Consider the following 20,081-nt stretch of genomic DNA (forward strand, 5'->3'; position numbering starts at 1 on the left):
AAGTTGCCATCCACGGGAGGATCCTCGCGATGCGACAGACGACCCGGGGGGCGGCAGTGGGGCGGCAAGGCGACAGGCACCCGACGATCTACGACGTGGCCCGGGAGGCCGGCGTCGCCGCGTCGACGGTCTCCCGGGCCCTCTCCACGCCCGGCCGGGTGAGCGCCACGACCCGCGAGCACATCCTGGAGACGGCCGAACGGCTCGGCTACCGCACGAACCCTCTGGCGCGGGCGCTGCCCTCCGGCCGCACCGACACGGTGGCGCTGTGCGTCTCCGACATCACCAACCCGCACTTCTTCGGCATCATCCGGGGCGCGGAACAGCAGACGCGCGCGGCGGGATGCACCCTGATCGTGGGGGACGCCGAGGAGTCACCCGACCTGGAGGTGCGGCACGTCCAGCGGCTCGGCCCCTCGGTGGACGGCTTCGTCATCGCCGCGAGCCGGATGCCGGACGACCGCATCCGGGATCTGGCGGCCAACCACCGGCTGACCCTGGTCAACCGCCAGGTCGACGGCGTGAACAGCACGATCATCGACCACGAGGACGGCACCCGGCAGATCGTGGAGCATCTGAGCTCCCTCGGCCACCCCTCCGTCGTCTACCTCGCCGGCCCGCGCCAGTCGTGGCTGGCCGCGCAGCGCTGGCGGGTGGTGGAGTCCGCCGCCCGGGAGCTCGGCATGTCCGCGGCCAGGCTCGGACCCTTCCCGCCGGCGGTGCTCGGCGGCGCCGCGGCGGCCGACGCCGCCCTGGCCTCCGGGGCCACCGCGGCCATCGCCCACAACGACCTGCTCGCCATCGGTATGCTCCGCCGCCTCGCCGAGCGGCGCGTCCGGGTTCCGGAGGACATGAGCGTGGTGGGCTACGACGACATCTTCGGCGCGGACTTCTGCTCACCCCCGCTGACCACCCTCGGGGGATCGTTCACCGAGGCCGGCCGGCTCGCCGTCGACCTGCTCCTCGGCATGCGCGACGCGGCCTGGCGCTCGGAGACGGCGTCCCAGGTCGTGCTGCCCTCGCACCTGATCGTCCGGGAATCCACCGGCCCCGCGCCCCGGCGGCCACGCTAGAACGGCCGGTGCCGGGGCGGGGCACGGTGGTGGACGGAAGGCGAGCCGCTACTCGGAGACGGTGACCGGCTCGTCGTTCTTCAGCTCGGAGACCAACTGCTTGACCTTGGGCATGTCCCACCTGAGGGAGCCGCCGGGGGCCGAGCCCGCGATCGGCATGTTCATCTGCTTGCCGCCGCCGCCCGTGATGTCCTTCATGGCCCAGAACATCGAGGCCAGGTCGAACAGGCTCATGTCCTCGTCGACGATCAGGGTGTCGAGCCCGGCGCCCATCACCGGGTAGAGCTTGAAGGGGTTCAGGACCGTCGAGGGGCTCGCGGTCTGGGAGGCCAGGGCCGCGAGGAACTTCTGCTGGTTCTTGGTGCGGTCCAGGTCGCCGCCGGCCAGGCCGTAGCGCTGCCGGACGAAGGCCAGCGCCTGCTCGCCGTCGAGCGTCTGGCGGCCCTTCTTCAGGTCGATGCCGGAGTTCTTCTCCTTGAGGTCGCGCGGGATGTCCATCTCGACACCACCCACCGCGTCCACGATCTCCGCGAAGCCCCCGAAGCCGATCTCGGCGTAGTGGTCGATCTTCAGCCCGGTGTTGAACTCGACGGTGCGGACCAGCAGCGGCGCGCCGTCCTTGGAGTACGAGGCGTTGAGCTTGGCGGGGCCGGAGGCGGGGAAGTCCTTGCCGCTCTCCGAGCCGGTGAAGTCGGGGATGGTGACATACGAGTCGCGCGGCAGGGAGACCATGGTGTTCCCGTTGTCGCCGACGTGCAGGATCATCATCGAGTCGGTGCGCTTGCCCTCGACCCGGCCGGTGTGCAGCCGCTTCTGGTCCTCGGCGGAGAGACCCTCGCGGCTGTCGGAGCCCACGATCAGGTAGTTGGTGCCCTCGCCCGCCTCGGGGCGGTCCTTGACGATGCTGAGATCCACCTCACGGCGCAGCTTGGAGTCGGCCCAGAAGTAGGTGCCGACGCTCACCACCAGCGCGACGAGGACCAGCGTCACCAGACCGCGCTTGATGCGGCGGCCCCAGTCCGGGGCCGGGCGGCCGTACGGGTCGCCGCCGTGCCCGCCGCCACCGCCGTAGACCTGGCCGGTGTTGTACCCGTCACCGCCGGCGTACGGGTCGTCGTAGCCCTGCGACTGCTGGGCGGGCACGCGGCCGTACGGTGGTGCGGGAGGAGGCGGCGGTGTCGGTCCGGCCGGCTGCGCGCCGCGCCGCATGTGGGGCATCCGCCGCGTCGGCTCCGGTCCGGGCATCGCGCCGCCGCGTCCGTAGCCGTCACCGTCCGCGGTCCGCCCCTGGGGCCAGTCAGTCATAGGGGGAAGTCTGCACGCCGGAGGGGGCCCGGTCCCAGGGCGGGTGGCGGATACACACAATGCTGTAGCAGAGCTGATGCACAAAGGGGCCCGGTCGGCCGGGAAAGGCCGGGAAAGATCGGGCGCATACAGTTGAAGACATGACCGATCAGGCCCTCTCCGCGCACCAGACCGTTCCGAGCAAGCCCACCAGCGCCTCGCGTACCACCCTGTCCCACATCATGACCGCACATGACACCAATCTTCTGGGCACGGTGCACGGCGGCGTGATCATGAAGCTGGTGGACGACGCGGCGGGCGCGGTCGCGGGGCGGCACTCGGGCGGTCCGGCCGTCACGGCCTCGATGGACGAGATGGTCTTCCTGGAGCCGGTCCGCGTCGGTGACCTGGTGCATGTGCGGGCCCAGGTCAACTGGACCGGCCGGTCCTCGATGGAGGTCGGTGTGCGGGTGATGGCGGAGCGCTGGAACGAGTCGACGCCCGCCACCCAGGTCGGCAGCGCCTACCTCGTCTTCGCGGCGGTCGACGCCGAGGGCAAGCCCCGGCCGGTGCCGCAGGTGGTACCCGAGACCGAGCGGGACAAGCGCCGCTACCAGGAGGCGCAGATCCGCCGGACGCACCGGCTGGCGCGCCGCCGGGCCATCAAGGAGCTGCGGGAGAAGCGCGCCGCCGAGGGCATCGGGGGCTGACCCGGTCGTGCCGGGGGACGGAGCGGGGCACGGCGGATCGCCGCAGCGGTCGCGGAAGGGACCGGGCCGGGCCGGCGCGGGGTTTCACGGGCAGACGACCTCGTCGCCCCGCACCGGGCCCGGCGTCTCACCGCCCGGGCCCGGCGTCTCACCGCGCGGTCGCGGCGGCTCCTCGCCGGCCGGCTCCCCGGTGAGCTCCCCGGAGGACTCCCCGGCCGTTCCCTCCGCCGGTTGCCCCGAGGGCGCGGCCGGGCCCGGTCCCCCGGGGCGGCCGGAGTCGTCGTGGCGGCCGGAGTGCCCGCCGGCGCCGGTCAGCGGCCGGTCCTCGCGCAGCGCCTCGAACAGCGCCTCCGCCTTCGGCTGGTCCCAGAGAACGGTCGAGCCGATGCCGGGGACCCGGTGGTCCGGGTCGGCCACCGGCACCGAGACGAACTCCGAGGACGCGGCGGTGAAGCCGCGCATGGCCCGGCCCAGGCCGATCAGTTCCTCCGGGCCGAGGCCGGGGTCGGCCCGGACGGAGCGGAGCAGTTGCCCGGCCGCCCGGTCCAGTGCCACCGGGTTCAGCAGCAGGCCGCTCTCCGCCGCCCGGTCCATGAGCGCGGCCAGGAACAGCTGCTGGCGCCGCATCCGTCCCAGGTCGCCCTCGGCGTCGAGATGGCGGGCCCGGACGTAGGCCAGCGCCTCGCCGCCGTCCAGCCTGCTGGTGCCGGCCGGCAGGTCCAGGCCGCTCCGCGGATCCCGGAGCGGCCGGGTGGTGCAGATGTCGACGCCGCCGAGAAGGTCGACGGTGCGGATGAAGCTGCTGAAGTCGACCTCCAGGTAGTGGTCGATACGGACCCGGGTGAGGTTCTCCACCGTCCGCACGGTGAGCCGCGGGCCCCCCTCGGCGTAGACCGAGTTGATCTTGACGGGGCGGCCGCCGCCCGTGCCCTCCGCACCGCTCCCGGACCCGTCCCCCGTACCGCCCCCGGCCCCGTCCTCCCCGCCGCTCTCCGCGTCCGCCGGCAGTTCCGCGTACGAGTCACGGGGGATGCTCACCACGCCGGCCCGCCTCCGGTCCGCGGAGAGGTGCACCAGCAGGATGGCGTCGGTGCAGTGGCAGGGCTCACCGCCCAGCCGGTACTTCCGCCGCTGCTCGGCCGTGATCCGGTCGCGGCCGTCCGTGCCGACGAGGAGGAAGGTGAGCCCGTCGCCGCCGTCCGCCCTCGCGGGCCGGTCGGGCAGCCCGGCGAAGGGGTCCACCCGTTCGATGGCGGTGCCCAGACCGCCCACCACCGCGTGCCCCGCTCCGGCGGCCGACAGCACGACCGCGGAGACGCAGAGCGCGAGCCGCAGGCCCCACCGCGACCGGCGGGAGCGCCGGCCCCCGGTCCGGCCGGAGGGGTCGGGGCGCGGACCGGGGGCGGCGGGCGTGGTCATCGGCGGTACCTCCGCGGGGCCGGGACGGGGCGGGGAAGGTGTCACCGTAGATCCGTACGATCAGCGGACCGCGCCCCCACGCCGCCCGGCGGGCCCGGTCGTACCCGGGCGGCTACGGCGCCGTCCCCCGTTCGCGGTAACGTGAGAAACGATGAACGCCTCCCCTGAACAGCCGCCGCCGGCCGTCTCCGTGATCATGCCGGTGCTCAACGAAGAGCGGCATCTGCGCGCCTCCGTCCGGCACATCCTGCAGCAGGAGTACGCGGGCGAGCTCGAAGTGGTGATCGCCCTCGGCCCGTCCGCGGACCGTACGGACGAGATCGCCGCCGAGCTGGTCCGCGAGGACCCGCGCGTGCGCACGGTGCCCAACCCCACCGGCCGCACCCCGGCCGCCCTCAACGCCGCCATCAAGGCGTCCCGGCACCCGGTCGTGGTGCGCGTCGACGGCCACGGCATGCTCTCCCCGGACTACATCGCCACCGCCGTCCGGCTGCTGGCGGAGACCGGCGCGCAGAACGTCGGCGGCATCATGCACGCCGAGGGGGAGAACGCCTGGGAGCAGGCCGTCGCCGCGGCGATGACCTCCCGGATCGGGGTCGGCAACGCCGCCTTCCACACCGGCGGCGCGGCGGCCCCGGCCGAGACGGTCTACCTGGGCGTCTTCCGCCGGGAGGCGCTGGAGCAGCAGGGCGGCTACAACGAGGAGTTCATCCGCGCCCAGGACTGGGAGCTGAACTTCCGCATCCGCGAGGCCGGCGGGCTGATCTGGTTCTCGCCGGAGCTCAGGGTCTCGTACCGGCCCCGGCCGACGGTCCGGGCGCTCGCCAAGCAGTACAAGGACTACGGCCGCTGGCGCCATGTGGTGGCCCGCTACCACAAGGGCTCCATCAATCTGCGCTATCTCGCCCCGCCGGCCGCGCTGCTCGCCATCGCGGCGGGCACGGTCGTGGGTGCGGCCCTCACCCCCTGGGGCCTCGTCGTCCCCGCCGGGTATCTCGCGGCCGTCACCGCGGGCTCGCTGCCGGCCGGCCGGGGGCTCCCGCTCGCGGCGCGGCTGCGCATCCCGGTGGCGCTGGCGACCATGCACATGTCGTGGGGCTTCGGATTCCTCACCAGCCCGCGCTCCCTGGCGCGCCGGGTGATCGCGAGCCGCCGCCCGGCGGTCACGGCGGGGCCCGCCTCGTCCCCGGCGGGGGGGCCGGCGGAGAAGGCCGGGTCGGCGGAGACCGCCGGCTGACCGGCACGCGGTACCGCGGCCGCGGTTCCGCGCGGGGCCGGCGGCACGTACGGAACGCAGGGCACGTACGGCACCTGCGGAGAGGGCCGGACCCCGGTGGTCCGGCCCTCTCCCGTGCTCCCGCGCCGCGGCGCACCGGGCCGGCCGCCGCCCCCGGGTCCGGAACCCCGGGCCTAGAAGCTGTACCGCGGGTTGACGTCCATGCAGGACTTGTCGTTGCCGTTCAGCGCGTCCGCGCTCTCCGGGGCCTTGTCGTCCGCCGGGTTCTTCGACGGCTCCGGGTAGGCGCCCGCCGTACGCCAGTCCGCGCCGACGACCACGGTGATCTGCTGGACGTCCTGCGCGATCCGCACCGCGCCGGCGGGCAGGCCGAGCGACTTCGCCACGAGCTCGGCGTCCCCGCGCAGGTCCTTCGAGGGGTACGAGACGGTGGTGTCCGCCTGTGACTTGGGCGTCGCGTCCGCGACGGCCCGCGCGTAGCCCTCCCGGGCCAGCACTCCGGCGATGCCGGCGGCGCGTCCCTGGACCGGGGCCTGCGCGGCGGTACCGGTGCCGTTCTGCACGATCACCGGGATCTCCGCCTTGGGCGCGGCCGGGTCGCTCGGCTCGGGGCTCTTCTCCTTGGCCTTCTTCTTGTCCTTGCCGTCCAGCGCCACGTCGTTGCGGACCAGGGAGAACAACCGGTCGGCGTCGCCGGGCTTCGGCACGAGGTGCGCCAGCGGGTTCTGCGGATCCTCGACCCACGGCATGGTCGCCATGGTGATCCGCTCGGTCGGCACCCGCTGGAGGTCGCTGCCCAGGTCGTACAGTTTGCCGACGCTGCCCAGGCCCTGGTCGACGGTGAGCGCCTTGGTGGCGGCCTCGGCGAGCTTGCGCAGCTTGTTGGGGTTGGTCAGCTTGGTGCCGGCCTTGAGCTGGCGGACCATCGAGTTCATGTACAGGTGCTGCGCCTTGGCGCGGCCGATGTCGCTGCCGTTCTCGAAGCCGTGCCGGGTGCGCAGCCACTGCAGGGCCTGTTCGCCCTTGATGACCGTCTCGCCCTTCTCCAGCCGCAGCCCGGACTTGGGGTCCTTGATGTTGGCGTTGACGCAGACGGGCACACCGCCGACCGCGTCGGCCATGTCCACCACACCGGCGAAGTCGATCATCATGAAGTGGTCGACGGGCACACCGGTGAGCTCCTCCCAGGTGGCGACGGTGCAGCCCGGGCCGCCGTGCTGGAGGCTGGAGTTGATGGTGGTGCTCGTCTCCTGGTAGACGGTGCCGTCCTCGGGATCGGTGCACTTGGGAACCGTGACCCGGGTGTCGCGCGGGACGCTGATCACCGACATGTTGCTGCGGTCCGCCGAGACGTGCAGCAGCATCTGGACGTCGGCGAGGGGCTTGCGGCCCGCGTCGGCGCGGGCGCCGCCCAGCCGGACGTTCTCCTCGGAGTTACGGCTGTCCGAGCCGAGCAGCAGGATGTTGAGCGGGGTGTTGCCGTCGGCGTTCGGCGCGGTCTTGTCGAGCCGTTTGTCGCCGAGGTTGAGCTCGTCCTTCTCCAGGTTGCCGTTGAGGTGCTCGTAGTAGAGGTACCCGGCGCCGGCCGTGCCGAGTATCAGCAGCGACAGCGTGACGGCCGACCAGCGGAGCACCCGGCGGCCGCCGCGCCGGCGGGGCGGCGCGGACCTGCCGTGCCCGCCGCCGGAGGAACCGGACGTGCCGGACGCGCCGGGCGTGCCGGACCGCCGCGGCGCCCGGCCCTCGGTGGAGGCGCGGGCGAGCGGCACGGTGTCCATGCCGCCCCGCTCGTCGTACAGGCTGTCGTCCCAGCCGAGATCGGCCGGCTCGGGTTCCTTCTCCGTACCGCCCCTGCGGGCACTCGGCTGCCGCATCGGGCCTCCCCGTTAGTCAGTCGTCGTCAGGGCCCTCAGGGCCGGCGGATCACTCGGCGCACACCTGCTGGTCGGCCTCGACCCGCTGGATGTTCTCCGGAGCCTTGGACGGGGCGCTCAGGGGCTGCCCCGGCTCGTCGAAGTCCTCGCCGAGCGTGAGCGTCATGGTGTCCGTCTCGGCGGCGTCCTCCGTGCCGGGCTTGAGGGCGGAGGGGGCCAGGCCCATCATCTCCGCCAGCGCCCGGGCCTGGTCGGCCTGGTTCGGCGCGTACTCCAGGATGGTCTTCTTCAGCTTCTCGCCGCCCTCGGCGTTGCCGCCGTTGGCGGAACGGGTGACGCCCTCGCTGTTCTGCAGCCAGTCGACGGTCGTCTGGGCGGCCCCGATCGGGGCGCCGCCGTTGAGGACCTCGACCCGGACCTCCGAGGGGTCCGCCTTGGGGCCCTCGGTCTTGGCCTTGTCCGCGGCTTCCTTCTTGGCCTTCTCCTTCTTCTTGACCTCGGTGAGGGAGACGTCCTCCCGCACCATCGCGAAGAGCTGGTCGGCCGGCCCCTCGTTGAGGACGACCGACGCCTTGTCCTCGGAGTCGAGAACGGGAACGGTCACGAAGGAGATGTTCTTGATGTTGATCTTCTTCAGGTTGTTGGCCAGCGTTATCAGCTTGTTGACGGAGCCGATGCCGGTGTCGACGGTGAGCGCCTTGGTGGCGGCGGTGGCCAGGTCCCACAGCTTCGCGGGATCGGTCAGGGTGTCACCGGACTTCATCTTGCGGATCATCGAACTCAGGAACTGCTGCTGGAGCTGGATCCGGTCCAGGTCGCTGCCGAACTTCAGTCCGTAGCGGGTGCGGACGAAGGCCAGGGCCTGGTCGCCCTCGACGACGTGCTTGCCCGCGCTCAGTTTGAGATGGGACTTCGGGTCGTCGATGGGCTTGGCGAGACAGACCTCGACGCCGCCGACCGCCGAGGACAGCGTCTTGACCGCGTTGAAGTCGGCCATCATGAAATGGTCGACCTTCAGGCCGGTTATCTCCTCGATGGTGCGCATCGTGCAGCCGGGGTCGCGCCCGTTCTGGCCGAGGCTGGTGTTGAAGCGGACGTTCTGCTGACCGGGGATGACCTCGGTCGAGCCGTCCGGCTGTTTGGTCGGGCAGTCCGGGATGTCCGTCAGCATGTCACGCGGGAAGCTGAGCGCGGTGGCGTTGGAGCGGTCCTCGGAGACGTGGAAGAGGATCGTGGTGTCGGCGTGGCCGACGCTGCCCTTGTCACCGTAGCCCTCGTTGCCCTTGCCGGTACGGATGTCCGTGCCCAGGACCAGGATGTTCATCGGGCCGTCGGTGATGGTGTCGCTGCCCGCGCCGCCGACGTCGACGGTGCTGATGTTGCCGTTGAAGTGTTCGAGCAGGGCATAGGCCGTCGCACCGCCCGCGAGGAGGACGAACGCCATCACGCCGCCGGTCCAGTACAGCGCCTTCTTCTTCCGGGCGGCCTGCTGCTTGCGCTTGCGGCGGCTGCTGCCGCCACCCGCCTTGGGCGCGGCCCGGCGGCCGCGCTGCGGCGGCATGCCGGGCTGGGCGTCCTCGCGGGCCGGGGCGGCTCGGCGGGAGGCGGAGCGCGGCGGGGCGGGGCGTCCCGGCGCGGACCGGGGCGCGGGCGCCTGGGGGGTCCCTCTGCGCGGGGCGGGGGAGGCCGGTCGCTCTGCGGGGGCCTGCAGTCGCAGTACGTAGTTACCGGTATTCGGGTCGAGCACCCACTGGTCTGCGGGGTCGATGTCGTCCGCCCGCCCACGGCCTTGCGCGTCCACGGTTCCCTGAATCCTCCGTCGGTGCCACGCGGCGCCCTCCCCCTCAGGCGCTCGTTCAGTCCTTGTGCCGGTGTCCATCCGCGCAGGTGGTGCGCGCCGGGTCGCTCACACTAGCCGCCCGATTCGCCGGGGGGCGACGCCGGTGACGAATTCAACGTCCTGATAACCGGGTAAAGCTCGCATTTCGCTTTACGTTGTTCGGGATCTCATGGATTCCTCATCCGCAGAGGGGGCCTTTTTCGGCCGGTGGGGTGGGGGAGGCCGGATCGGCCGGGGCGGAGGCGGCCGGGGTCGAGAGTCCGGCGAGCGGGGTGGCGCCGGAGCCGCCCGCGGGGGACCCGGTGGGTTCCGGGGCTCCCGGGCTCTCCGCGGCCCCGGACTCCTCGTCCCCTCCGCCGCCGGCCGTCACGGGCCGGTCGTTCTTCAGTTCCTCGAACAGCAGTGACGCATCGGGCTGTACGAGTTCATCGCGGTTGGCGTTCAACCGGTAGGGCTGCCGGGGCACGGTGAGGAAGCGCATTCCGTCCTCCGGCATGCCCCGCAGACTGTCCGCGAGGTCATAGAGGCTCTTCAGCGAGGCGAGCCCGGGATCCGTGGTCAGCGAGGAGGTCGCGGCGTCCAGCAGGGAGAACAGCTCGGACGGGTTCCGGAGCGTGCCGTCCTCCCGGATCTGCCGCAGCATCGTCGCGAGGAACTGCTGCTGCCGGACCATCCGCTCGGTGTCGGTCCCGTCGCCGAGGCTGTAGCGGGCGCGGACGTAGCCCAGCGCCTCCTCGCCGTTCAGCGTCTGCCGTCCGGCGGGCAGCTCCACATGTGCCTCGGAGTCGTCGACGGGCTCCGCCAGGCAGACCTCCACACCGCCGATCGCGTCCACCATCTCCGTGAAGCCGCTGAAGTCGACGATCGCGTGGTGGTCCATGCGGATCCCGGTCATCTGCTCCACCGTGCGGATGGTGCAGCCCGCGCCGGCGAACTGGAACGCCCAGTTGAACTGGGCGAACCGGGGAGCGATGGTGGTGCCGTCGGACGTGGTGCACTCCGGGATCTCCACCATCAGATCGCGCGGGATGCTGACGGCGGTGCCGCTCTTCCGGTCGGCGGCGAGATGCAGGAGGATCGTGGTGTCGGAGCGCTGGGTGCCGCTGTCCCGGCCGTACCTGCCGTTGCCGTCGCCCCGGTTGTCGGAGCCGATGACCAGGATGTTCACCGCCTCGCGGACCACGGAGGCGGGCCGGTCGGCGGCATGCTCCTCCAGTTCGCGGGAGGTGTCCGCGTCGGTGCGGATGTTGCCGTCGAGCCGCTGGTAGAGGGACCAGGCGGTACCGGCCGCGGCCAGCACGGCCGCGGCCGCTCCCAGCGCGGTCCAGCGGAGCCAGCGCCGGCGCTTGGGTATGTCCGCGCCCGGCTCCCCGTCCTCGGTTCTGTCCTGCTCGGAGTGGCCGCTGTCGGCGGGGCCGTCCTCCGGGCCCGCTGGGGTCGCGGCGGTGTCGGTCACTGTGGAGTCCATCCCTCACGGATTCCGGCGGTGTCTTACCGTGCGGGGGACCGCCGGTCACTGGGGTAGACGGGAATGCTGACCGCATGGTTGTACGAGTGGCGTGGCGGCTTTCGGCCACCGCCGGGGGCCCGAGTGCCGGACGGGACGTCCGTCAGCCGGCCGTCGCGGTGACGCGTTCGCTCTCCCGCCGCTGCTCCAGGGCCTCCGGCTCGAGCCGGTCGAGATGGCGGCAGAGGACGACGGAGCCGCCCGCGGCAAGCGGGGCGAGCAACCCCGCCGAGAGCCCGTCCCAGGAGTCGAACGGCAGACCGGACAGCACCCGGGAGACCGGGGTGTACTCCCGGGTGGCGGCATCGGCCCGGGCCCGTTCGACCACCTGTGCGGCCGTCAGCTCCCCCGCACCCGCGAACGCCAGCGCGGGCCCGTCCGGGTCCACCGGCGCGAACGGCGCGAAGCGGTCGCCCTGCCCCGGCACCTCGACGGCGTAGTCCGCGAAGCCGGACGGCGGTTCGGGGAAGCGCGCGCCGAGCGGACGCAGGCTCAGCGCCACCCGCTCGCCCCGGCAGGCCCGGGCCTCCTCCAGGGTGTCCGGGCCGGTGACGACCAGGTCGGCCGCCGCCGGGTCGCCGCCCAGGTCCGCGAGGACGCCCACCGAGGAGCAGGCCAGCAGCCAGACCGCCGTCTGCCAGTGCGCCGGCAGCAGCAGCGCGGCCCGGTCACCCGGCTGGACCGCCAGGTCGCCCTGGAGGAGGTTCGCGGTCTTGGCCACCCAATTGGCGAGGGTCGCGACGGACAACTCCACCCGTTCACCGGTGGCGTCGTCGTAGAAGGTGACGAGGGGGCGGGACGGATCCGCGGCGAGCGCGGATCGCAGCAGGTCGGCCGGGGTGCGATCGGTGGCGTTCACCCGGACAAGCGTACGCGGCCGTCACTGCGCCCGAGTGAACCGGGCAGCCGGGACGGTGGCCGCATTGCGCCGACTGGGCGTCATCTTACGAATAGACAGATTTACTGGCCTATGTCCAACATGCCGGTATGCGTGCATTCCTTGCTTCCACGATCGGTGTGGCCTGCGCGGCCGCTCTCTCCCTCCCCCTGGCCCTGCCCGCCGGCGCCGCCCCACCCTCCGCGTCCCGGCAGCCGGCGGGCACGGTGGCCGGGGCCGGACAACCCGCCGGCGGCACCCAGTCGCTGCCGCTGACCGCACCCGCCGGCGCGGACCGGTCGGCGGGCGCCGCCGCCCGTGTCCTGCCGCCCCGCACGGTGCGCCCCTACTCCATGCTCGGCATCGTCTGGGACGACGCCGGCGAGGAACTGCACGGCCGGGCCCAGGTCCGTACCCGTTCCACCGCCTCCGGGCAGTGGAGCGGCTGGCGGGACCTCTCGGCACACCACGACGACGCACCGGACCCCGTCCCCGGCGAACGCCGCCGCGGCGGCACCGCGCCGCTCTGGGTCGGCGCATCCGACGGCGTCCAGGTCCGGGTGGTGCCGGAGCGGACCGCGGACCGCGCCCCGGCCGCCTTCCCGGCCGGCCTCCGGATCGAACTCGTCGACCCCGGCGGCGATCCCGGCACCGGCAACGCCGGCAACGCCGCCGACACCGCCGACCCTGCCGACAACGAGGACGACGCCCCCGGCAGCGGACCCCGGGACCGGGCCGGCGGACTGACCGCCGCCGAACGCCAGAGCGCCGCCGCCAACGCGGAACTCGCCCCCATCGGCGCCACGGAGATCGCCCCGCTCGGCCGGACCGCCACCGAGGAGGCCGCGCAGCGCTCGGCGGAGCCCCGCGCGGCGAGCCGCTACATCGGCCCCCGGCCCGGCATCGTCATCCGCCGGGGCTGGGGCGCGAACGAGAGCTGGCGCGAACGGCGGTTCCCGTACACGAAGACCGTGCGGACCGCCTTCGTCCACCACAGCGGCACCGGTAACGGATACAGCTGCGCGCAGGCCCCCTCCGTCCTGCGCGGTATCTACCGCTACCACGTCCACAGCATGAAGTGGCGCGACATCGGCTACAACTTCGCCGTCGACAAGTGCGGAACCATCTACGAAGGCCGCGCCGGGGGAGTGGCCCGGGCCGTCCAGGGCGCCCACACCCTCGGTTTCAACCACAACAGCATGGGCATCGCCGTCCTCGGGACGTACGACGCGGCCCGGCCCTCGCGGCAGGCCGTGGAGGCCGTGGCCAAGCTCACGGCCTGGAAACTCGGCCTGTTCGGCCGGAACCCGGCGGGCTCCGGCACCCGCGTCTCGCTGGGGAACACCAAGTATCCGAAGGGAACCAGAGTCACCCTCAGAGTCATCTCGGGACACCGGGACGGGTTCTACACCGACTGCCCCGGAGCCCGCCTCTACGACAGGCTCGGCGGCATCCGCGGTCTGGCCGCCCGGCTCCAGGGCCGCTGACGCCGCATACCGGCGCCGGGCGGTCTGCATAGACTGACCGCCGACCCCACGGCCGGCCCTGGCAGGAAGCAGAGAAGACAAAGGTGACTGAAGCGATCCTCCTGGTCGGTGGCAAGGGCACCCGGCTGCGCCCGCTGACGGTGCACACGCCGAAGCCCATGATCCCGGCGGCCGGCGTCCCGTTCCTCAGCCACCAGCTCGCCAGGGCCCGCGCGGCCGGCGTCGAGCACGTCGTGCTCGCCACGTCCTATCTGGCCGAGGTGTTCGAGCCGTACTTCGGTGACGGCTCGGACTTCGGCCTCCACCTGGAGTACGTCACCGAGACCGAACCCCTGGGCACCGGAGGCGCGATACGCAATGTCGCCCCGCGCCTCCGTTCGGGGCCGGACGAGCCGGTGCTCATCTTCAACGGCGACATCCTCACCGGCCTCGACATCCGCGCCCTGGTGGAGACCCACACCACCTCGGGCGCGGATGTCTCGCTCCACCTCACCCGGGTCGAGGACCCGCGGGCCTTCGGCCTCGTCCCCACCGACGGCAGCGGACGGGTGACGGCGTTCCTGGAGAAGCCGCAGACGCCCGAGGAGATCGTCACCGACCAGATCAACGCGGGCGCCTATGTGTTCGACCGCTCCGTGATCGACTCGATACCCGAGGGCCGTCCCGTCTCCGTCGAACGCGAGACCTTCCCCGGCCTGCTCGAAGCCGGCGCCCATCTGCACGGCATGGTCGACTCCACCTACTGGCTCGACCTGGGCACCCCGCAGGCCTTCGTCCGCGGCTCCGCCGACCTCGTGCTCGGCCGCGCGCCCTCCCCGGCCGTGCCCGGCGGCTGCGGCGACCGGCTGGTGCTGGACGGGGCCGACGTGGCCCCGGACGCCAAGCTCACCGGCGGCACCGTCATCGGCGCGGGCGCCCGGGTCGGCGCCGGGGCGAGCGTCGACGGCAGCACCGTCCTGGACGGCGCGGTCATCGGCGACGGGGCCCGGATCACCGACTCCCTGATCGGCGCCGGGGCCGTCATCGGCGCCCGTACCGTGCTGCACGGGGCGGTCATCGGCGACGGCGCGACGGTGGGCGCCGACAACGAACTCCGCGAGGGCGTCCGCGTCTGGTGCGGCGCCCGCATCCCCGAGGCCGGGATCCGCTTCTCCTCCGATCAGTAGCCGTCGATCAGTAGCCGTCCTCGCCGGCCCGGTGGCCGTGCTCCCCGGCCGGGAGCCCGAACTCCCGGACAGCGCACCGGAGGAGAGGGCCGCCGGACCTCTTGGCGACCAGGGGGCGACGGCCAAGAGGGCGACGACCGGGGACGGGGCCCGGCCGCTCCCAGCCCGTGGCCGCTCCCGGCCCGCGGCCCCGCCCGGCCCGCTCCCCGGCGCACGGCCGCCCGGAGACCGGGGCCCGGGACCGGCGGCGAGGACGGTCCGGGGGTGCGCTTACCCTCATGGGGACCCACTTCCGCCCCGAGGACGACCGTCGTGAGCCCCAGCCCCTCCGCGGCGCCGGACAGCCCGGAACGCGGCGCAGCCCGCACCGCCGGCGCCCGCGGCCGGCGCTGGACACCGCCGTGGCCGCTCGACCTCGCCCGCACCGTGGGCGTGCTGCGCCGCGGCCCGGGCGACCCCGCCTTCCGCACCGAACCCGACGGGTCCGTGTGGCGGGCCAGCCGCACGCCCCTCGGTCCGGGCACCCTGCGGCTCGCGCGGCTCCGCACGGGCGAGGTCGAGGCGCACGCCTGGGGCCCCGGAGCCGCATGGCTGCTCGACGGCGTGCCGGCCCTCTGCGGCGCGGAGGACGAGCCGGAGCGGTTCACCCCCCGCCACCGCCCGGTGTACGAGGCGCACCGCCGCCACCCCGGCCTCCGGCTCGCCCGCACCGGGCTCGTCCTCGAATCCCTGATCCCGTCCGTTCTCGAACAGAAGGTCACCTCCGACGAGGCGTACCGCGCCTGGCGGATCCTGCTGCGGCGGCACGGCGAACCGGCCCCCGGCGCCGGGCACATGCGGGTCATGCCCGACCCCCGCGGCTGGGTGATGCTGCCCTCCTGGGAGTGGCACGCGGCGGGTGTCGACGGCAAGCGCTCGGCGGCGATCGTACGGGCCGCCCGCGTCGCCCGCCGGCTGGAGGAGGCGACCGCCATGGATCTCGCCGCGGCCTCCGCGCGGCTCCAGCTCATCCCCGGTATCGGCCCCTGGACGGCCGCCGAGGTCCTCCAGCGCAGCAACGGCGCGGCGGACGCGGTCACGGTCGGCGATCTGCACCTGCCGGGGATCGTGGGCTACGCGCTCACCGGCGCCCGCGGCACCGACGACGCCCGGATGCTGGAGCTCCTCGCCCCGTACGCCGGACAGCGCCACCGGGCCTGCCGGCTGATCCTGCTGTCGGGGCGCGTGCCGCCGCGGCGCGCCCCCCGTTTCCCGGTCGGCGACATCCGCCGGCTCTGAGCCGCGCCGGTACACGACTCACCGCGCCCACGACTCACCGCGCCCCACGCGGGCCGCGCCGTACGGCCGGACCCGTCATGCCACCGGCCCCCGCCACGGCACCGCGGCCCCGCACGCGGGCATCGGGCCCGGCGCCCCGTCAGCGCACCTCGACGAACGCCCCGGCGTCCCGCGCGGGCCGCTCGCGGGGCGGGGCCGCCGGGTGGCCGACCGCCACCGCGCCCATCGGATCCCAGTCCGCGGGCAGCCCGAGCACGTCCCGGACGACGTCCCGGCAGAACATCGTGGACGAGACCCAGGCCGAGCCGAGCCGTTCCCCGGCCAGCGCCACCAGGAAGTTCTGCACCCCGGCCCCGGCCGCGACGACGAACATCTCCCGCTCCGCCGTGTTCCGCCGTTCGTCCGGATAGGTGTGCGAGCCGTCCATCACCAGGCACGGCACCACCAGATACGGCGCCCGGCGCAGCACATCGCCCCGCCGGATCCGCCGGGCGATGCTCTCCTCCGGGAAGCCGTCTCCGCGCAGGTCGGCGATCCAGGCTTCGCGCATGGCGTCCAGCAGTTCGACGCGCGCGCTCTCCGACTCCAGCAGCACGAACCGCCACGGCGTCGTGTGGTGGGGTGCGGGCGCCGTCACGGCCGCCGCCACCGCCCGGCGCACCGCGGCCCCGTCCACCGGTTCGGCCGTGAAGTCGCGGACGGTGCGCCGCAGCGTCACCGCCTCCCGTACGGCCTCGGAGGTGCCCAGCCGGAACATGTCGTCGGCGGGATCGCGCACGAGTTCCCGCGCGCCCCGTTCCGGCTCCGCCGCCCCGCCCGCCCCGCCCGCGCCGTCCGTCAGCACATGCGGCAGCCCGCGGACGACGGCGACGGGCAGCCCGCCCGCCTTGCCCTTCACCAGGTCCCCGGCGGCGGCCAGTTCGTCGGCGGTCGCGGTGACGGTCGCGCTGAGCCGGTTGCCGTGCGCGTCCTCCCCGCCCCGCAGATCGTCGAGGACCCGGACCCCGGCGGCCCCGATGGCGACATCCGTGAGACCGGTCCGCCAGGGCCGGCCGAAGGTGTCGGTGACCAGCACGCCGACGTCCACACCGAGGGCCTCCCGCAGCCCGTCCCGGATCGCGCGTGCCGAGGCGTCCGGATCCACGGGCAGCAACAGCACGGTGCCGGAAGGGGTGTTCGAGGCGTCGACGCCGGCCGCGGCCATGACCAGACCGTGCCGGGTCTCGGTGATCCGCAGCGGCCCCCGGCGGGCCACCACCCGTACGGTCTCCGCGTCGATGGCGGCCTCGCGGTCCGCGGCCTCGCTGACCCGGCCCTCCGCCTTGCTGACGATCTTCGAGGTCACCAGCAGGACGTCACCGTGCGCGAGCCCCGGCATCCCGGGCGCGGTGGCGGCGTCGGCGATCAGCTTGACGAGATCGTCCCCGGTGCGCACCTCCGGTATCCCGGGCAGCGCCCAGACCCGGTAGGAGGGGCAGGAGGGGACGGCCGCGGCACCGCTCATCCCTGCACCTCCCCGGCCAGGGAGAGCGCCTCACGCGCCATGGCCGCGGTGCTCTCGCCGTCGGTCATCAGCAGCGGCACGGCGCGGCAGCGGATACCGGCCGCCTCCACGGCCTCGACGGCGTCCGCGTCGGCGGTGTCGACGAGCCAGCCGTCGAGCAGGCCGGAGCCGTAGTGCTGCGCCACGGCGGCCGCCGTGGACTCGACGCCCACCGCGGCGAGCACCTTGTCGGCCATGCCGCGCACCGGCGCACCGCCGATGACGGGGGAGAGGCCGACGACCGGCACGCCCGCGTCGGCGATGGCCTCGCGGATGCCCGGGACGGCGAGGATCGTGCCGATGCTGACCACCGGGTTGGACGGCGGGAAGAGCACGAGGTCGGCCGCGGCGATGGCGTCCAGGACGCCGGGCGCCGGCTTGGCCTGCTCGGCGCCGACGGGCACGACGGCGTGCGCGGGCATGGCCGCCCGGTGCCGCACCCAGTACTCCTGGAAGTGCACGGCCTTGCGCCCGCCCCGGGCGGCGGCCCCGTCCCCGGCCGTCCCGCCTGCTCCGGCGTCGGGGTCGTCGATCAGCACATGGGTCTCGACGCGGTCGTCGGTCATGGGCAGCAGCCGCACCCCGGGCTTCCAGCGGGCGCACAGCGCTTCGGTGACGGCGCTGAGCGGATAGCCCGCGGCGATCATCTGGGTGCGGACGATGTGCGTCGCGAAGTCCCGGTCGCCGAGCCCGAACCAGTCGGGCCCCACGCCGTACGCCGCGAGCTCCTCCTTGACGGAGAAGGTCTCGTCGGCCCGGCCCCACCCCTGCTCCTCGTGGATGCCGCCGCCGAGCGTGTACATCACGGTGTCGAGGTCCGGGCAGACCTTCAGCCCGAACAGATGGATGTCGTCACCGGTGTTACCGATGACGGTGATGTCGGAGTCGGGACTTGCCGCTTTGAGACCACGGAGAAAGCGGGCGCCACCGATACCCCCGGCCAGAACCACAATGCGCATGAGGACAGTCTGTCAGCCGAAGGCTTCCGTTGAGGGCGGTGGTGGGTGACGGGTGGGACAGTCTGTCAGCCGAAGGCTTCCGCTGAGGGTGGTGGTGGGTGACGGGTGGGACAGTCTGTCAGCCGGCCACCGTCGTGCCGAGGCAGGCCCGGGTCCCGGCGCGGACGGTGCCGGCGTCGTGCATCGGCATCTCGGTCAGTCCCGGGAAGTAGACGTGCAGGCTGACGGCCGGGACGAGGGCGTCGTTGACCACCTCGTGGACGTACCCGGGGGCGAAGACACGCTGTGCCCCGGACCCGAGCACGCGCGGCGCGCTGCCCGAGCGTTCGGTCAGCTCGCCCCGGAGCACGGTCAGCACACCGGAGGAGGGCCCGTGGCCGTGTGCGCCGCTGCCCTGTCCGGGGAGCCAGCTCAGCAGCCAGACCTCGTATCCGGGGCCGGTACGCAGCCGGTGGTACCAGCGGCTCGTGGGGTCGTACCGGACGAGCGGTGCCCAGGAGGCGTGGTCGTCGGCGACGGCGCGGGCGAGTCCGGCGAACTCGGCGACCGTGGCGGGGTGCGCGGGCGCGGGCGGCAGGAGGTGGGGGATGGCGAGCGGGTCGCCGGCGATCTGGACGTCGCTGTTCATGGGGTGTCGGGTTCCTCGGCGTAAGGAGAGCTGACGGGCTGGGGCAGGGGTGATCAGCGGTGAGGGCGGGTCACGGTGAGGATCGGCCCTGCCGGTCGGCGGCTTCCGCCGGTGGCCCGGGTGGCCGGTGGTCAGGACCGGCCGGGGGGAACGGCGGGAGCGAGCGGCGGGGTTGTTCCGCGGCGGTGACGCGCGGTGGGAATCAACAGCCGGAACGCGGTGGCGATCAACAGCCGGAACAGCGACAACAGCAGCGACGGGCGCCCGGGGCACAGCGGAGCGCGACACCGCACGAGAGGCGGGAGCGGGTCCGGGAGGGCGCGAGCGTCACTGGCATGGCACCCAGAAGACCCGGTGCGCTCCTTCCTTGTCAACCTGGGGCCCGCTGCGGAGGCGAGGGTTCACCCCTTCCGGCGACTCGGCGCGGTGAAAGGTTTGTGCACCCCGATTCGGGGACACACGGCGCAGCAGTCGCCGGGGTGCCGCCGCTGTGTTTCTGTGATCCGACTGTGATCAGCTCCGTCCCGCGGAGCCGGATGGGCAACGGGACGGCGGGTGCCGGCGTCTCTTCTGCGGAGGGGGTGATCACGTGCGGGCGCGGCGAACTGTCATGCTTTAGGACGATTTGAACACTTTCCGCAAAGCCTTGGTTCCCCAGAGTGAATAAGGGGCCCAATAGCAGATCTCGGCTTGACTGGCCCGGATCGGCACACTTGTAATTTCACTCGTGTCGTTCGGCCGTTATCGATAACGGCAGCATCACGGGGACGCAAAGACAGACAGGGGCGCACATGACCGAGCTGTTCCAGCAATTGCTGGTCGAGGAGGCGGATGAGGAGCTCGGATGGCAGGAGCGCGCACTGTGCGCCCAGACCGATCCCGAGTCTTTCTTCCCGGAAAAGGGCGGTTCCACCCGTGAGGCGAAGAAGGTCTGCCTGGCCTGCGAGGTGCGCTCCGAGTGCCTCGAATACGCCCTCGCCAATGACGAGCGCTTCGGCATCTGGGGCGGGCTCTCCGAGCGCGAGCGCCGCCGGCTGAAGAAGGCCGCCGTTTGACCGCCGGGCCCTACCGCGGATTTCCCCGGCGCCCGCGCGTACCGCACATACCCATACCGCACATACCGCGACGTCACATACGCGGACCGCGCATACGTGAACATTCCTCATCCCGCCTCCCCCGCAGCCGCGTGGGAGGCGGAT

Annotated in this window: 16 protein-coding genes; 7 read left to right on the top strand and 9 right to left on the bottom strand. The window is 73.3% G+C overall.

Annotated elements, in window-relative coordinates; translation table 11 throughout:
* Nucleotides 1-29: 29 nt before the first annotated feature.
* Nucleotides 30-1,073, top strand: coding sequence for a LacI family DNA-binding transcriptional regulator (locus LIX60_RS19285; RefSeq protein WP_227959584.1), 1,044 nt, complete (start codon nucleotides 30-32; stop codon nucleotides 1,071-1,073).
* Between the two features lie 48 nt (nucleotides 1,074-1,121).
* Here the strand turns inward: LIX60_RS19285 and LIX60_RS19290 are convergent, their stop codons facing one another.
* The gene (locus LIX60_RS19290) at nucleotides 1,122-2,378 is read right to left on the bottom strand and encodes an LCP family protein (RefSeq protein WP_227959585.1); all 1,257 of its coding nucleotides are present in this window, start codon (nucleotides 2,376-2,378) and stop codon (nucleotides 1,122-1,124) included.
* 140 nt (nucleotides 2,379-2,518) lie between these two features.
* On the opposite strand from LIX60_RS19290, the gene LIX60_RS19295 reads away from it, so the two are divergent.
* On the top strand, nucleotides 2,519-3,067 hold the full coding sequence (locus tag LIX60_RS19295; RefSeq protein ID WP_227959586.1) for an acyl-CoA thioesterase: 549 nt from the start codon (nucleotides 2,519-2,521) through the stop codon (nucleotides 3,065-3,067).
* A gap of 84 nt (nucleotides 3,068-3,151) precedes the next feature.
* On the opposite strand, the gene LIX60_RS19300 is transcribed toward LIX60_RS19295, so the two are convergent.
* Entirely contained in the window at nucleotides 3,152-4,486 is a 1,335-nt protein-coding gene (locus LIX60_RS19300) for an LCP family protein (RefSeq protein WP_227959587.1), read from the bottom strand.
* 151 nt (nucleotides 4,487-4,637) lie between these two features.
* On the opposite strand from LIX60_RS19300, the gene LIX60_RS19305 reads away from it, so the two are divergent.
* Nucleotides 4,638-5,723, top strand: coding sequence for a glycosyltransferase family 2 protein (locus tag LIX60_RS19305; protein WP_227959588.1), 1,086 nt, complete (start codon nucleotides 4,638-4,640; stop codon nucleotides 5,721-5,723).
* 173 nt (nucleotides 5,724-5,896) lie between these two features.
* Here the strand turns inward: LIX60_RS19305 and LIX60_RS19310 are convergent, their stop codons facing one another.
* The 4 genes from LIX60_RS19310 to LIX60_RS19325 form a co-directional block, all read right to left on the bottom strand.
* Entirely contained in the window at nucleotides 5,897-7,597 is a 1,701-nt protein-coding gene (locus LIX60_RS19310) for an LCP family protein (RefSeq protein ID WP_227959589.1), read from the bottom strand.
* A 49-nt stretch (nucleotides 7,598-7,646) separates the two neighbouring features.
* Complete coding sequence (locus LIX60_RS19315) at nucleotides 7,647-9,398, bottom strand: LCP family protein (RefSeq protein ID WP_227959590.1); 1,752 nt, start codon at nucleotides 9,396-9,398, stop codon at nucleotides 7,647-7,649.
* A gap of 217 nt (nucleotides 9,399-9,615) precedes the next feature.
* Nucleotides 9,616-10,905 carry an LCP family protein gene (locus LIX60_RS19320; RefSeq protein WP_227959591.1) on the bottom strand — a complete coding sequence of 430 codons (1,290 nt, stop codon included), beginning with the start codon at nucleotides 10,903-10,905 and terminating at the stop codon, nucleotides 9,616-9,618.
* 142 nt (nucleotides 10,906-11,047) lie between these two features.
* On the bottom strand, nucleotides 11,048-11,803 hold the full coding sequence (locus tag LIX60_RS19325; protein WP_227959592.1) for a TIGR03089 family protein: 756 nt from the start codon (nucleotides 11,801-11,803) through the stop codon (nucleotides 11,048-11,050).
* A gap of 128 nt (nucleotides 11,804-11,931) precedes the next feature.
* Between LIX60_RS19325 and LIX60_RS19330 the strand changes: the two genes are divergently transcribed.
* The 3 genes from LIX60_RS19330 (at nucleotide 11,932) to LIX60_RS19340 (ending at nucleotide 15,752) form a co-directional block, all read left to right on the top strand.
* Complete coding sequence (locus LIX60_RS19330) at nucleotides 11,932-13,308, top strand: N-acetylmuramoyl-L-alanine amidase (RefSeq protein ID WP_227959593.1); 1,377 nt, start codon at nucleotides 11,932-11,934, stop codon at nucleotides 13,306-13,308.
* Between the two features lie 83 nt (nucleotides 13,309-13,391).
* On the top strand, nucleotides 13,392-14,474 hold the full coding sequence (locus tag LIX60_RS19335) for an NDP-sugar synthase (RefSeq protein ID WP_227959594.1): 1,083 nt from the start codon (nucleotides 13,392-13,394) through the stop codon (nucleotides 14,472-14,474).
* A 312-nt stretch (nucleotides 14,475-14,786) separates the two neighbouring features.
* On the top strand, nucleotides 14,787-15,752 hold the full coding sequence (locus LIX60_RS19340; RefSeq protein WP_374117883.1) for a DNA-3-methyladenine glycosylase: 966 nt from the start codon (nucleotides 14,787-14,789) through the stop codon (nucleotides 15,750-15,752).
* Between the two features lie 139 nt (nucleotides 15,753-15,891).
* Here the strand turns inward: LIX60_RS19340 and LIX60_RS19345 are convergent, their stop codons facing one another.
* The 3 genes from LIX60_RS19345 to LIX60_RS19355 form a co-directional block, all read right to left on the bottom strand.
* Nucleotides 15,892-17,256, bottom strand: a complete 1,365-nt coding sequence (locus LIX60_RS19345; RefSeq protein WP_227959595.1) for a coenzyme F420-0:L-glutamate ligase — start codon at nucleotides 17,254-17,256, stop codon at nucleotides 15,892-15,894.
* Nucleotides 17,253-18,254, bottom strand: coding sequence for a 2-phospho-L-lactate transferase (gene cofD, locus LIX60_RS19350; RefSeq protein WP_227959596.1), 1,002 nt, complete (start codon nucleotides 18,252-18,254; stop codon nucleotides 17,253-17,255). Before cofD ends, LIX60_RS19345 begins: the two co-directional genes overlap by 4 nt.
* 118 nt (nucleotides 18,255-18,372) lie before the next feature.
* Entirely contained in the window at nucleotides 18,373-18,882 is a 510-nt protein-coding gene (locus LIX60_RS19355) for a cysteine dioxygenase family protein (protein WP_227959597.1), read from the bottom strand.
* A 791-nt stretch (nucleotides 18,883-19,673) separates the two neighbouring features.
* Here LIX60_RS19355 and LIX60_RS19360 point away from each other — a divergent pair.
* Complete coding sequence (locus LIX60_RS19360; RefSeq protein ID WP_004952403.1) at nucleotides 19,674-19,937, top strand: WhiB family transcriptional regulator; 264 nt, start codon at nucleotides 19,674-19,676, stop codon at nucleotides 19,935-19,937.
* The last annotated feature ends 144 nt before the right edge of the window (nucleotides 19,938-20,081 follow it).

Source organism: Streptomyces sp. S07_1.15, assembly GCF_020739505.1.
Taxonomy (GTDB): Bacteria; Actinomycetota; Actinomycetes; order Streptomycetales; family Streptomycetaceae; genus Streptomyces; species Streptomyces xinghaiensis.

What these genes read in the sequence shown, in the direction of transcription:
- LIX60_RS19345 (WP_227959595.1), bottom strand. Translation starts at nt 17,256, where the DNA reads ATGAGCGGTGCCGCGGCCGTCCCCTCCTGCCCCTCCTACCGGGTCTGG.
- LIX60_RS19290 (WP_227959585.1), bottom strand. Translation starts at nt 2,378, where the DNA reads ATGACTGACTGGCCCCAGGGGCGGACCGCGGACGGTGACGGCTACGGA.
- LIX60_RS19305 (WP_227959588.1), top strand. Translation starts at nt 4,638, where the DNA reads ATGAACGCCTCCCCTGAACAGCCGCCGCCGGCCGTCTCCGTGATCATG.
- LIX60_RS19320 (WP_227959591.1), bottom strand. Translation starts at nt 10,905, where the DNA reads ATGGACTCCACAGTGACCGACACCGCCGCGACCCCAGCGGGCCCGGAG.
- LIX60_RS19295 (WP_227959586.1), top strand. Translation starts at nt 2,519, where the DNA reads ATGACCGATCAGGCCCTCTCCGCGCACCAGACCGTTCCGAGCAAGCCC.
- LIX60_RS19355 (WP_227959597.1), bottom strand. Translation starts at nt 18,882, where the DNA reads ATGAACAGCGACGTCCAGATCGCCGGCGACCCGCTCGCCATCCCCCAC.
- LIX60_RS19285 (WP_227959584.1), top strand. Translation starts at nt 30, where the DNA reads ATGCGACAGACGACCCGGGGGGCGGCAGTGGGGCGGCAAGGCGACAGG.
- LIX60_RS19300 (WP_227959587.1), bottom strand. Translation starts at nt 4,486, where the DNA reads ATGACCACGCCCGCCGCCCCCGGTCCGCGCCCCGACCCCTCCGGCCGG.
- LIX60_RS19310 (WP_227959589.1), bottom strand. Translation starts at nt 7,597, where the DNA reads ATGCGGCAGCCGAGTGCCCGCAGGGGCGGTACGGAGAAGGAACCCGAG.
- cofD (WP_227959596.1), bottom strand. Translation starts at nt 18,254, where the DNA reads ATGCGCATTGTGGTTCTGGCCGGGGGTATCGGTGGCGCCCGCTTTCTC.
- LIX60_RS19330 (WP_227959593.1), top strand. Translation starts at nt 11,932, where the DNA reads ATGCGTGCATTCCTTGCTTCCACGATCGGTGTGGCCTGCGCGGCCGCT.
- LIX60_RS19360 (WP_004952403.1), top strand. Translation starts at nt 19,674, where the DNA reads ATGACCGAGCTGTTCCAGCAATTGCTGGTCGAGGAGGCGGATGAGGAG.